The sequence below is a fragment of the Alcaligenes sp. Me129 genome (assembly GCF_050487245.1).
GTDB lineage: Bacteria > Pseudomonadota > Gammaproteobacteria > Burkholderiales > Burkholderiaceae_B > Alcaligenes > Alcaligenes phenolicus.
On the sequence record NZ_JBKQGX010000001.1, the window covers coordinates 45,310 to 57,576 of the forward strand.

11 protein-coding genes are annotated in these 12,267 nt (G+C 56.0%); 10 read left to right on the top strand and 1 reads right to left on the bottom strand.

The window, feature by feature from the left end; all coding sequences use genetic code 11:
• The first annotated feature begins 185 nt into the window (after window positions 1–185).
• From ACLPGZ_RS00210 to ACLPGZ_RS00250, 9 genes are all read left to right on the top strand, one after another.
• Window positions 186–524 (top strand): DUF6616 family protein, encoded by a 339-nt coding sequence (locus ACLPGZ_RS00210; protein ID WP_239054857.1) that lies wholly within the window; start codon window positions 186–188, stop codon window positions 522–524.
• Between the two features lie 172 nt (window positions 525–696).
• Window positions 697–1,779 carry an iron-containing alcohol dehydrogenase PsrA gene (psrA, locus tag ACLPGZ_RS00215; protein ID WP_239054856.1) on the top strand — a complete coding sequence of 361 codons (1,083 nt, stop codon included), beginning with the start codon at window positions 697–699 and terminating at the stop codon, window positions 1,777–1,779.
• A gap of 128 nt (window positions 1,780–1,907) precedes the next feature.
• Window positions 1,908–3,203 (top strand): MFS transporter, encoded by a 1,296-nt coding sequence (locus tag ACLPGZ_RS00220; protein WP_035269757.1) that lies wholly within the window; start codon window positions 1,908–1,910, stop codon window positions 3,201–3,203.
• Between the two features lie 22 nt (window positions 3,204–3,225).
• Window positions 3,226–4,095, top strand: a complete 870-nt coding sequence (locus ACLPGZ_RS00225; protein ID WP_060185472.1) for a LysR substrate-binding domain-containing protein — start codon at window positions 3,226–3,228, stop codon at window positions 4,093–4,095.
• 36 nt (window positions 4,096–4,131) lie between these two features.
• Window positions 4,132–4,959, top strand: coding sequence for a phosphonoacetaldehyde hydrolase (phnX, locus tag ACLPGZ_RS00230; RefSeq protein ID WP_035269761.1), 828 nt, complete (start codon window positions 4,132–4,134; stop codon window positions 4,957–4,959).
• Window positions 4,960–5,073: 114 nt separating this feature from the next.
• On the top strand, window positions 5,074–7,029 hold the full coding sequence (locus tag ACLPGZ_RS00235; RefSeq protein ID WP_429640907.1) for a sigma-54-dependent Fis family transcriptional regulator: 1,956 nt from the start codon (window positions 5,074–5,076) through the stop codon (window positions 7,027–7,029).
• Window positions 7,030–7,187: 158 nt separating this feature from the next.
• Window positions 7,188–9,005: an NAD(P)/FAD-dependent oxidoreductase gene (locus ACLPGZ_RS00240; RefSeq protein ID WP_088451810.1), complete on the top strand. Its 1,818-nt coding sequence runs from the start codon at window positions 7,188–7,190 to the stop codon at window positions 9,003–9,005.
• Window positions 9,006–9,604: 599 nt separating this feature from the next.
• Window positions 9,605–9,949 (top strand): BON domain-containing protein, encoded by a 345-nt coding sequence (locus tag ACLPGZ_RS00245; protein ID WP_429640908.1) that lies wholly within the window; start codon window positions 9,605–9,607, stop codon window positions 9,947–9,949.
• 53 nt (window positions 9,950–10,002) lie between these two features.
• A complete protein-coding gene (locus ACLPGZ_RS00250; protein WP_009456875.1) occupies window positions 10,003–10,200 on the top strand; it encodes a CsbD family protein in 198 nt (65 codons plus the stop codon).
• Window positions 10,201–10,335: 135 nt separating this feature from the next.
• Here ACLPGZ_RS00250 and ACLPGZ_RS00255 read toward each other — a convergent pair whose 3' ends face one another.
• Complete coding sequence (locus ACLPGZ_RS00255; RefSeq protein ID WP_429640909.1) at window positions 10,336–11,241, bottom strand: LysR family transcriptional regulator; 906 nt, start codon at window positions 11,239–11,241, stop codon at window positions 10,336–10,338.
• Between the two features lie 108 nt (window positions 11,242–11,349).
• On the opposite strand from ACLPGZ_RS00255, the gene ACLPGZ_RS00260 reads away from it, so the two are divergent.
• The gene (locus tag ACLPGZ_RS00260; RefSeq protein WP_429640910.1) at window positions 11,350–12,228 is read left to right on the top strand and encodes a pirin family protein; all 879 of its coding nucleotides are present in this window, start codon (window positions 11,350–11,352) and stop codon (window positions 12,226–12,228) included.
• The last annotated feature ends 39 nt before the right edge of the window (window positions 12,229–12,267 follow it).

Sequence of the window (12,267 nt, forward strand, 5' to 3'; positions counted from 1 at the left end):
CTTGCGAAATTTATTCGTAATCTATAAGATTAGATATCTAATCAAATGGCATGCTCCATGTGGAAAGGGTGAAACAGTGCTGCAGTCTTGCGCTGCACGCAGTTTCTTTGTTGCCCCACCTGTAAACGCTACATATCCAATTCTTCAGTCCCTATTACGTATCCTCAGTGAAAGGAAAACAGCCCATGTCTCATTATTTGATCGAGCTTTACACGCCTAATGCCAAGTGGAATGCCTTGCCCGTCGAGCAGCGCCAGACCTTCTTGGCAGGTCTTCAGGAGGCGATGGGAGGCCTCTCAAACCTTGGTATTGAGGTGCTGGCTCTGACCGCTACCGAGCACGATATTGACCAGGCCAGTGAGCACCGCTTTATGGGTGTGTGGCGCTTCCCTGATCAACAAGCTTGCCAGGCTTTGCTGGCTGGCATCAAAGCCAGTGGTTGGTACGAGTATTTCGACCATGTGAATGCGGCGGGGGCAGAAGGAGGTTTTGCTCAACATCTGGCGGAGTTGGCGAAAGTCTGACTGCTTCATTTGTATTGGGAAGATCAGAAGAGATACGCTGTGCAAGGGGCGGCCCATGTGAGCTGCCTATGTAAAAAAGGTATTGGTTGCATCGATAGCCAGTGCGAATTAATCGATTTGTCCCCCTTGGTATGCCTCTCTACGATGACTAGTAACAATAAGGAGGCAAACCATGACGGCGTATTTTTCCAACCCGGTTCGTACCTGCTTCGGCCCGGGAAGTTTGAATGAAATTTCTACCTTGGCGGCCAACAAGAAAGTCACCTTGGTGACCTTTCCGGAGGCTCGTGGGCTGGGTTTGGTTGAGCGTATCGGGAATTTGCTGGGCGACAGGCTGATTCATGTTGTCGAAGATGTGCAGCCAAATCCCGATGTCAGTTACTTGAAGGATGTCTACGAGTCCTTCTGGCAGCAAGCCGGGCAAACGGACATTGTGCTGGCCGTGGGCGGGGGCAGTGCCATTGATACGGCCAAGGCGCTGATTGTGGGGACTCAGACGGGCACCTTCCAGGAACTGCTGGATCTCTTGTCCACCGGCAAGGCTTTTACTCCTGTTCAGGTCAAGTCCTTGATTGCGGTGCCTACAACCGCAGGGACCGGCAGCGAGGTCACTCCGTGGGCCACGATCTGGGATCAGCAAGCACAGAAAAAGTACTCTTTGCATCTGGAGCAAACCTGGCCTGCCGTCGCCATTATTGATCCGGAGTTGATGCTGACAGTACCGGAAAAAGTGACGGTCTCAACTGGGCTGGATGCCTTGTCGCACGCCCTGGAGTCGATCTGGAATGTGAATGCCAACCCCATTTCCGACACCTTTGCGGTCTCTGCCATTCAGGACATCCTCATCTATTTGCCCTTGCTGCAGAAGGATCTGGGCAATATCCAGCTGCGCTCCAAAATGGCGCTGGCGGCCTTGAAAGCGGGCATGGCGTTTTCCAATACCAAGACCGCCCTGGCGCACTCCATCTCTTACGAAATGACCTTGCGTCACGGCTTGCCGCATGGCATTGCCTGCTCCTTTACCTTGCCCTTTGTACTGGGCCTGGCCTGGGGCTGCGATCCATCCCGGGATCTGGTGTTTGAAAGCCTGTTTGGCCCTGATCGCAAGCAAGCTCAAGCTCACTTGCGGGACTTCTTGCTCAGTGTGGGCGTCAAGACCGAGTTTGAGGACTACGGCGTAGGGCCGGACGAGCAGGCTGCCATGATTACTTATGCCATGCAGGGTGCACGCGGCAAGAACTTTATCGCCGCCTGAGTCATAAAAAAAACGAGAGACAAACGAATGAAGGGAGAGAGGAAAGATTCCCCCCCTTCTCATACCGCATGAATAGAGCATTCCTCTGGCCTGGCTTGCCAGCAGCGGGGGAGTGAAAGGAGCTGGTTATGAATCACGCAACAAGTCTGTCGGGGGCCACGGCGGCATCCGGGTCTTCGTTTCGTCGGGCCCAATGGCGCATGCTGCTGGCCGCGATGTTCTGTTATCTATTTTTCTATACCGGGCGGCAGACTTTCGGGTTTGCAATTCCGGGTTTGAAAGAAGAGTTTGGCTTTAGCAGTGCTGCCCTGGGCTGGGTATCGGCCGCCTTGTTATGGGCCTACGCCATTGGACAAGCCATCAATGGCAATCTGGCGGACAAGTATGGCGGTCGTCGCATCATGTCTGCTGGGGCGATTCTGTCGTGTGGCGCGAACTGGGTAGCCAGCTTTGCCACCGGCTTTTTCAGCCTGATCATTCCTTGGGGCGCCAATGGCTACTTTCAGGCGCTGGGCTGGGCACCGGGCAGTCGCCTGATCTCCAACTGGTGGGGTGTGTCCGAGCGCGGCAAGGCCTATGGCTTATACGTGTTCGCCGCAGGCTGTGCGTCGATTCTGTCGTATGTCACCTCGATCGTGGTGATCGATGTCATGCATCTGGACTGGCGCTGGATTTTCCGGCTGCCCGTATTGCTGATGTTGCTGGGCGGAATCGTGTTTTATCTGGTTGCTCGCGAGCGGCCAGAGGATATGGGTTTTGAGCCTTTGGCCGATACGGGAGTGGCCAATGCCAACGATCAGGCCAAGGCTCTGGAAGGGGAGAAGGAGTCCTCCTGGGAGCGTTACAAGGCCGTTCTGAAAAACAAGCGCCTGCTGATTGCGGCCTTGTCTCTGGGCTTTCAGAATGCAGCCCGATACGGCTTGATTGTCTGGGTGCCGGTCCATTTTCTGGGCGCGGACTGGAAGACGGGCGATAGCCTGATTGATCCCAAGTGGATCACGATCGCTCTGCCAGTGGGCATGGCCGTTGGAGCGCTGAGCAATGGCTGGATTTCAGACCGCCTGTTTGGCTCCAAGCGTTACCTGGCCATCATGCTCTATACGAGCCTGGGTGCCTTGACCAGTCTGTGGATGTGGACCTTGCCGGTTCATAGCACTTTGGGCCTGGTGGCGCTATTTCTGTGCGGTTTCTTTGTGTATGGACCCGCTTCCAGCTTCTGGGCCTTGTGTCCCGATCTGGTGGGAGCCAAACGTTCGGGCACGGCAACCGGTGTCATGAACTTTTCTTCCTATCTGTTCGCCGGTCTGGCCGAGCCCATGATCGGGAGCGTCCTGGATTCGACGGGGGATACCTCGCTGATCTTTGTGATTGTGTTGATTGCGTGTGCCTGCAGTGCACTGGTGGCACTATTCATACGTCGTTAATCATCACTCCTGAGGCTTGTCCATGCACCAGTACCACAAATGGTTGAGATCGTTTTATGCCGTCGCCCATACCGGCGGTTTCACCTCGGCCGCACGTTATCTCAGCATTGGGCAGCCTACCGTCAGCGAACAAGTCCGGGCTTTGGAAAAGCGTTTTGATGTCGAGCTGTTTTATCGCTCCGGCAATCAGCTGGAACTGAGCTCGGCCGGACAGCAGCTCTACGAGATCACCAAGCCCTTGTTTGATCTTGAAGAGGAAGCGGTGCAATTGCTGGAGAGTTTCAAGCAGCGTAAATCCGGCCTGTTGCGAGTGGGGGCGGTCTCGCCACCTATCGCGATGGATCTGATTTTCAAGCTGGGGCAGAACAATCCGGATATTGAATTGAAAACCTACTTTGCCTCGGCCAGCGAGGTGCTGGAAAAGCTGTACGACTTTGATGTGGATGTGGCCTTGCTGGCGCATCCCAAATCAGATCCAAGCTTGCACACCCGGCTTTACCAGCGCTATCCGGTGGTGGCTGTGGTGCCCGAAAAGCATCCCTGGTGCTCGCAGGGTCGGGTATCGGTTCAGCAGCTTCAGGATGAGCCTGTCGTGCTGAGGGAGCAAGGTTCACGCACCCGCCAGATTATTGAGGAGGGTTGCAGGCAGCATCAGATCAGGATCAATTGCGTGATGGAACTGAACAGCCGCGAGGCCATTGTGCATGCCATACGTAAAGGGCTGGGCATTGGTTTTGTCTCAGCGCCGGAGTATGTGGATATTCCCGGTACCCGGCTGATCACGTTCGACCAGCATCCTTTTTATATTGACTACTACCTGTGCTGCCTGGAATTACGAAAAGACCGACCACTTATTAATGATTTGTTCATGGATCTGGAATCCACCCATTAGCTTGTTTACACCGCATTTCGCGTTTGGAGAACGATGATGACGTATCAGCAACCTCAACAAGTACAGGCCGTTATTTTTGACTGGGCAGGCACTGTCGTTGATTTTGGCTCTTTTGCACCCACGCAGATTTTTGTCGAGGCTTTTGCCGAGTTTGGTGTGCAAGTGTCTTTGGAAGAAGCTCGTGGCCCCATGGGGATGGGCAAGTGGGATCACATCCGCACCTTGTGCAATGTGCCGGAGATTGCCGAGCGCTATAAAGCCAAGTTTGGCCGTGTCCCCAGCGACGACGATGTCACGGCGATTTACGAGCGCTTCATGCCTTTGCAGATCGAAAAAATTGCCGAGCATTCGGCCCTGATTCCGGGAGCGCTGGAAGTAATCTCCAACCTGAAAAGTACCGGTGTCAAAGTAGGATCGTGTTCTGGCTACCCCAAAGTGGTCATGGATAAAGTGGTCGAACTGGCAGCGAAAAATGGCTACATGGCAGAATGCGTGGTCGCAACGGATGAGGTACCCAATGGCCGTCCGTACCCGGCTCAGTCGCTGGCCAACGTGATTGCCTTGGGCGTATCGGACGTAGCTGCCTGCGTCAAAGTGGACGACACCTGGCCCGGCATTGTGGAGGGGCGCAGTGCCGGGATGTGGACCGTGGCACTAACCTGCTCGGGCAATGCTCTGGGCCTGACCTACGATGAGTTCAAGAAGCTGCCTGCCGACAAGCTGCAAAGCGAGCGTGAGCGTATTGGGGCCATGTTCAGCGATTCGCGCCCGCATTATCTGATCGATACCATTGTTGATCTGCCCGAGGTGCTGGCAGACATCAACCGCCGCTTGGCCAATGGGGAGATGCCTCAAAGCAGCTGATTTGCTGCACCGCATCTCAAGGAAAACCTCCATGTACGGCAGCTAAGCATGGCGGCACACTGAAAGATAGGCCACGCCCGCCCGGGGCTTGGCCTATTTTCGGGATGAGGTCTGATGCAGTCTTCACATGTGGCACACGTCCAAGAGATCACGGCTGTTTGGCAGGGCAGCCTGTCCCGGCGCGATCAGGCTGTGGTCCACAGCTGGAGACGATGCATTGAGCATCACAGACTGGACCCGGCGCAGGCTTGCGAGGCCTATATCGTGCCGGATTCCCAATTGCGCGAGCATCGTCAGCAGTCCGAGGCCCTGATCAATATTGCGCGCTCCGGGCTGGAGCGTCTTTATCAGCAGGTCTCCGGGCTGAATTACGTGCTGCTGCTATCTGATAACAAGGGCGTCACGGTTGATTTCCTGGGCTCGGATGGACAGCGTGATGCCTTGCGGCAGGCCGGTCTGTATATGGGCTCGGAATGGTCTGAAGAGCGTGCAGGAACCTGCGCGGTGGGTACTTGCCTGCACACGGGCGAGGCCCTGACCATTCATCAAAACGATCATTTCGATCATATGCATGCGCCCCTGTCCTGCACGGCGGCGCCTATCTATCATTACGACGGCAAGCTGGCTGCGGTGCTGGATTTATCCTTGCTGCAGTCGCCGCAGGCCAAGGCCAGCCAAGGTTTGGCCCTGCACCTTGCCAATGCGGCGACCCGCCGTATTGAGCTGGCCAATTTGATGGCCTGTCACCGTCAGGAATGGATTTTATGCTTGTCGCAGTCGCCGGAGTTTCTGGATATTGATCCGGAAGCGGCTATTGCGATTGATGGCTCCGGCCGTATCAAGGGCATGACGCATACGGGGGCGCGCATTCTGGCGCGGGCGGCGGGGGTGGATTGGCGTAATCCTGCGGGTTTGTTGGGGCACAGCTTGATGCGCTTTCTGCATCTGGAAGTGGATCAGTTGCCGACCTTGATGCGTTACCGCCCCACGCAGGAGCGTGTCGTTATGGCACGTGATGGCAGTGTGCTGTTTGCCCATGCCATTGAACCCCGACGTGTGTTGAGCAACCGGTCTGTGGGGATGGATGGGGCAGCCGTGGATGCCGCCTTGCCACAAGCCTTGCGAGGTTTGGCAGGCACAGATGCGGCCATGCAGTCCATGCTATTGAAAGCCGCGCGTTTGGCAACGCGGGAAATGCCGGTGTTGTTGCAGGGCGAGACAGGTTCGGGCAAAGAGTATTTGGCACGTGCGATTCACACGGCTAGCGGTCGTGGAGGGAATTTTGTGGCCGTCAATTGTGCGGCCTTGCCCGAGAGCCTGATTGAAAGCGAATTGTTTGGCTATCTGGCCGGTACGTACACCGGCGGTGCTGCACGGGGCCGTGCGGGTTTGATCGAGGCGGCTGATGGAGGCACCCTGTTCCTGGACGAGATCGGCGATATGCCGCTGGCCCTGCAAAGCCGTTTACTGCGGGTGCTGGCCGAATCCGAGGTGATGCCTTTGGGCGCACGCACAAGCAAGCGCGTGGACCTGCGTGTGATTTCAGCCAGCCACCATGATTTAAGTGCCTTGGTAGAGCAAGGCCGCTTTCGTGCGGATTTGCTGTATCGCTTGAATGCGGCCGTGCTGGCCTTGCCCGCTTTGCGTCAGCGTAGTGATCTGGAATGGTTGGTGCAGCAGATATTGCATCGGCGTAATAAAGGCGATGTGCCCGGTTTGTCTCCCGAGGCCTGGCAAGCGCTGCAAGCCTACGAGTGGCCGGGTAATTTACGCGAGCTGGACAATGCGCTGGTGCTGGCATTGGCCTTGGCGGAAGGTTCCTGCATTGAGGTGCAGGATTTGCCGGAGGCCTTGCGAGAGCGGCGTCTGGCCACATCTACAGGCAGCCCAACGGCCGCAGCTGTCTCTGCCGGAGAATCGTCTTGGCAGCAGGTTTTGCAGGCCTGTGGCGATAACGTGAGTGCAGCGGCCCGGCAGTTGGGTATCAGCCGGTCCACTTTGCATCGTTATATCAAACGGGCAGGCGTAGCTCGCCAAGAGTCGCCCTCTGACACAGGTTGCGACACCTGATGCACCACCTGTGTCACCGCTGGCACAGTTTCACCGCCTTAAAACAGGCAGCACCCCTTTAAAACAAGCCACTCCCGGTTTGGCACGGTGTTTGCTATGTACTCCATAGCTGGGCAACAAAAGCCCGGCGCAACATTAAAACGATATGGAGACAAATCATGCAAACACAGCAGCAACTGCAGCCGTCTGCGCGACAGTTGGACACGGTTCTTGAACAGCTGACCCATGCGCTTGCCAGCAATGCACCGGACGATGCGGCAGCCCTGTTTGCCGAAGAATGTTTTTGGCGTGATCTGGTCATGTTCACCTGGAATATCCGAACCATGGAAGGACGTGACCAGATCCGCGACATGCTGACGCAGCAGCAACAAGGCGCCGTGTCAGCCAGGTTCGAGCGCGACAGTGCCGAGCCGGTCAGTGACGACGGCCAAGGTCTGGTGGAGGGCTGGTTTCGTGTGGAAACTGACGTGGCGCGTGGCTACGGCCATATCCGCGTAAAGGACGGCAAGATCTGGACCTTCCTGACCACCATGTCGGAATTGAAAGGGCACGAGGAGCCTTTGGGTGTGCGCCGCCCCATGGGGGCCGAGCATGGCATTCGCCGTGGGCGTCAGACCTGGCAGGAACGTCGTCAACAGGAGCAGGCTGAGTTGGGCACGACCGAGCAGCCCTATGTGCTGGTGATCGGCGGCGGGCAGGGTGGTATTGCGCTGGGCGCGCGCCTGCGGCAGTTGAATGTACCCGCGCTCATCATTGATCAACATGCCCGCCCTGGCGATAGCTGGCGCAAACGCTACAAGTCGCTGTGCCTGCACGACCCCGTCTGGTACGACCACCTGCCTTACATGCCTTTCCCCGATAACTGGCCTGTCTTTGCACCCAAGGACAAGATTGGCGACTGGCTGGAAATGTACGTCAAGGTGATGGAGCTGAATTACTGGAGCAGCACCGTATGCAAGAAGGTGCGCTACGACGAGTCCAGCCAGACCTGGGAAGTGGAGATCGAACGTGATGGCAAGCCCATGACGTTACGGCCACAGCAATTGGTCTTTGCTACGGGCATGTCCGGCAAGGCGAATGTGCCCAGCATAAAGGGGCAGGATGTGTTCAAGGGTGAACAGCAGCACTCCTCGCAGCATCCCGGACCGGAAGCATATGCGGGCAAGAAAGTAGTGGTGATCGGGGCCAATAACTCGGCGCACGATATTTGCGCGGCGCTGTGGGAGGCGGGGGCAGATGTCACCATGGTGCAGCGTTCGTCTACCCACATTGTGCGGTCCGACTCCTTGATGGAGATCGGCTTGGGAGATCTATATTCTGAACGGGCACTGGCATCGGGAGTCACCACGCGCAAGGCAGATTTGCTCTTTGCCTCTCTGCCGTACCGCATCATGGCGGACTTCCAGATTCCTGTGTACGACAAGATCCGCGAGCGCGATGCACAGTTCTATCAGAAGCTGGAGGAGGCAGGCTTCATGCTGGATTGGGGTGACGATGGCTCCGGTTTGTTCATGAAGTATCTGCGTCGTGCTTCGGGCTATTACATCGATGTGGGCGCTTGCGAGCTGATTATTGATGGCAGCATCAAGTTGAAGTCTCGGACCGGTATCAGTCATTTGACCGAGAACGCTGTGGTGCTGACAGACGGTACGGAACTGCCTGCGGACCTGGTGGTGTATGCCACCGGCTACGGCTCCATGAATGGCTGGGTGGCCGATCTGGCAGGCCAGGAAATGGCGGATAGGGTAGGCAAGTGCTGGGGACTGGGTTCGGAAACCACCAAAGATCCAGGGCCCTGGGAGGGCGAGCAGCGCAATATGTGGAAGCCAACGCAACAGCCGAACTTGTGGTTCCACGGCGGCAATTTGCATCAGTCGCGTCATTATTCCCAGTACCTGGCCCTGCAGCTTAAAGCGCGTCAGGCGGGCTTGCCGGTGCAGGTTTATGGGATGCAGGAGGTGCACCATCTGCGTTGACGGGTAGTGACTTTGTTGCTTAGGTGAGGGTGTGCAGTCTGCACCTTGTTCTGATTTTGGCCAGATTATCAATTCGATGATCTGGCTTTTTTTTCCGCTTGTTAGCTGCGGTGGGCGTGTTTGCGCGGCAAGCATCGCGGCCCAGGCGGTGGTTTTGTTAGCAGCCCTGCTAAATTTTTTACTTTATGTATCTGCCCTGAGCGGCTCCTATCCAGTGAGCGAGGCTCTGCTTGACTGCTCTGTTCGTGCCCAGAGTTTTTCGCGTCAAAGGGGCCTCCGTTTCTTCGGCAGGAACGTATGGAAACCAGCCGTGCTGCGTCTCAGGGCGGATTTTGTCTAGCCAGCATGATGGCCAGGATTGGCCTGACACAAGCCGCTTGCCATAAGTGAGGTGAATAGGGATGTGTGAAATTTGAAGAAATTACTTATAAAGAAAACGCTTGTAGCATTTCGTAGTTTCCAGCCTGATCGGGAATGTTACGGTGGAACCATCCATCGCAAACAACGAAATTTTTGTTGATTGATTTGGACTCCTTTTAATAGCAGGGGTAAAGGGTTTTTTAAATTAAAAATTCCCTTTCTGATATTGGAGAACTTATATGAAAAAATCTGCCATCCTATCCAGTGTATTAATGGCTACCGCTTTGAGTTTTGGTTTGCAAAGCGGTGCAATGGCTAATGAGCCAGCCGTTAATCAGGATCACTCGGCAACCGCAGGTGAAGCCGTCAGCGATACCTGGATCACCACCAAAATCAAGGCTGATCTGGCCAGCACCAAGGATTTGAAGAGCACGGATATCTCTGTTGAGACCAATAATGGCGTCGCAACATTGACCGGTACCGTGCCCAGTGAAATTGAGCACAAGAAAGCCGTTGCTGCAACGGAAAGTGTGAAAGGCGTTGTGAAAGTCGATTCGTCGGAATTGAAAGTAAAACCGGAATAAAAGTTCCGTCATCAATCCTCATTGTGAATTCCCGTTGAAACAGGAGAACGACTATGAATGAAGATACGATCAAAGGTAAATGGAAACAGTTGTCTGGCAAGATTCAGGCCAAATGGGGAAAACTGACCAATGACGATATTGATGTTGCCGAAGGCAATACCGAATATCTGGTCGGCAAAATTCAGGAACGCTACGGCATTGCACGTGAAGAAGCTGAAAAGCAAGTTCGCGACTTTAATGGCGGCGCCTGATCCCCTGGCTTGACTGCCCAGGAATACAAAACGCCCTGCATATGCAGGGCGTTTTTGTTTGTGCTTTAGGAGGGGCGCGGGCCAGTGATGTTGCGCTTCGATGAGACGTAGAGATCTTGGACCACAGCGTCGCTGTCAGTCCTCATCCATCTGCTGGTAGCGTTCGACCAGGTAATCCAGCAATGCTCGCACAGCTGGCATCTGCCCCCGGCGGGAGGAAAACACGGCATGAATGATTTCGCGTTGTGGAGCCCAGTCCGGAATCAGTTTCACCAAAGAGCCGTCGGCCAATTGATCGCAGACTACCAGGGTAGGCAACTGCACCACACCAACGCCTTTTAGTGCTGCGCAGCGCAAGGCCGTCATATCGGTGGTAATCAGGCGGGGCGTGTGATGCAGCACGGCTTGTGCGCCATCGGGACCATACAAGGTCCAGGTATGGCTTTGTTGTGGCAGCCCCAATGCCAGGCTGGGATAGTCCGCCAGATCAGCGGGTGAGCCGGGCATTCCGTGGCGGGCAATCAGCTCCGGGCTGGCTATCAAACATTGGCTGCGGTCGGACAGAACACGCATCACCAGATCGCTGTCTTGCAATGGTGGCGGGCGCACGCGGATCGCCATATCCAGCGCTTCCCCGATCAGGTCCACGCGCCGGTTGGTGGCATCCAATTGCACCGTGACATGCGGGTAGCTGACCATGAAGTCGGCCAACATATCACTGACATGGGCGTTCAGTAAGGTGATGGGGCAACTGAGGCGCACCACACCGCGCGGCTCGGCACGTGTCAGTTCGATGGCTGCCTGTGCCGCTTCGGCCTCTACCAGCATGGCCTTGCAGTGCTCGTAATAGGTCTGGCCAATCTCGGTCACGGTAAAGCGGCGGGTGGAGCGCTGGATCAGCCGCACTCCTAGGCGCTCTTCCAGTGCAGCCAGCCTGCGGCTAAGTGTGGATTTGGGTAAACCCAGTGCGCGACCGGCCGGGGCAAAGCCGCCGTGATCCACAATCTGAACGTAGAAGTACAAGTCGTTTAAATCTTGCATGGCAGTTTTATCGTTCCATAAATGGAACATAGATGGCCGATTTAGGGGGCTACTGGCTTCGTTGTCCCGAGTTTATTCTGTCTCTTATGTTGAAACAAGGAGATGGACATGAAGAAAATTCTTGGTATCTATAGCGCTCCCCGTCCTCACTGGGTGGGCGACGGCTTCCCCGTTCGCTCCCTGTTTTCGTACCACACACACGCAAAACAGTTGAGCCCCTTCCTGCTGCTGGACTATGCCGGCCCTGCCGAGTTTGCTCCCAGCAACCACAAGCGCGGCGTTGGCCAGCACCCACATCGGGGTTTTGAAACCGTCACCATCGTCTACAAGGGCGAGGTTTCACACCACGACTCCACGGGCCAGGGCGGCACGATCGGCCCCGGTGATGTGCAGTGGATGACGGCCGGCTCGGGCATCTTGCACGAGGAGTATCACTCCGACGCTTTTGCTCGTTCTGGCGGCACTTTGGAAATGGTGCAGCTGTGGGTCAACCTGCCTGCCAAAGACAAGCGTGCTCCCGCTGGCTATCAGGCCATTACCGACCAGCAAATTCCTGTGGTCGCACTGCCTGATGCTGCTGGCATGGTGCGCGTCATTGCCGGTGAAAAGGACGGTGCCACTGGCCCTGCCAGGACCTTCACTCCCATGAGTGTATGGGATATGCGTCTGAATCAGGGTGGCATTGCCGAGCTGGAAAGCCCTGAAGGCTGGACAGCCGCCTTGGTGGTGCTGCAAGGCACCGTACTGGTCAATGGTCAAAGCGTGGCTCGTGAAGGGCAACTGGTCGTGCTGGATCGGACAGGCAGCCAGTTCAGCGTGGAAGCCAATAATGACGCCGTTGTCTTGCTGATCAGTGGTGAACCCATTGATGAGCCCATTGTGGGACACGGCCCCTTCGTCATGAATAGCAAGCAAGAGATTTTGCAGGCTATGGATGACTTCAGCAGTGGCCGCTTTGGTTCGATGGCACCAGGGTCGGCATCGTAGTGCAAGGCCCGCGGGGGCCGCATTCAGGTGGCCCCCGTC

What these genes read in the sequence shown, in the direction of transcription:
- ACLPGZ_RS00220 (WP_035269757.1), top strand. Translation starts at nt 1,908, where the DNA reads ATGAATCACGCAACAAGTCTGTCGGGGGCCACGGCGGCATCCGGGTCT.
- ACLPGZ_RS00210 (WP_239054857.1), top strand. Translation starts at nt 186, where the DNA reads ATGTCTCATTATTTGATCGAGCTTTACACGCCTAATGCCAAGTGGAAT.
- psrA (WP_239054856.1), top strand. Translation starts at nt 697, where the DNA reads ATGACGGCGTATTTTTCCAACCCGGTTCGTACCTGCTTCGGCCCGGGA.
- phnX (WP_035269761.1), top strand. Translation starts at nt 4,132, where the DNA reads ATGACGTATCAGCAACCTCAACAAGTACAGGCCGTTATTTTTGACTGG.
- ACLPGZ_RS00250 (WP_009456875.1), top strand. Translation starts at nt 10,003, where the DNA reads ATGAATGAAGATACGATCAAAGGTAAATGGAAACAGTTGTCTGGCAAG.
- ACLPGZ_RS00260 (WP_429640910.1), top strand. Translation starts at nt 11,350, where the DNA reads ATGAAGAAAATTCTTGGTATCTATAGCGCTCCCCGTCCTCACTGGGTG.
- ACLPGZ_RS00235 (WP_429640907.1), top strand. Translation starts at nt 5,074, where the DNA reads ATGCAGTCTTCACATGTGGCACACGTCCAAGAGATCACGGCTGTTTGG.
- ACLPGZ_RS00240 (WP_088451810.1), top strand. Translation starts at nt 7,188, where the DNA reads ATGCAAACACAGCAGCAACTGCAGCCGTCTGCGCGACAGTTGGACACG.
- ACLPGZ_RS00245 (WP_429640908.1), top strand. Translation starts at nt 9,605, where the DNA reads ATGAAAAAATCTGCCATCCTATCCAGTGTATTAATGGCTACCGCTTTG.
- ACLPGZ_RS00225 (WP_060185472.1), top strand. Translation starts at nt 3,226, where the DNA reads ATGCACCAGTACCACAAATGGTTGAGATCGTTTTATGCCGTCGCCCAT.
- ACLPGZ_RS00255 (WP_429640909.1), bottom strand. Translation starts at nt 11,241, where the DNA reads ATGCAAGATTTAAACGACTTGTACTTCTACGTTCAGATTGTGGATCAC.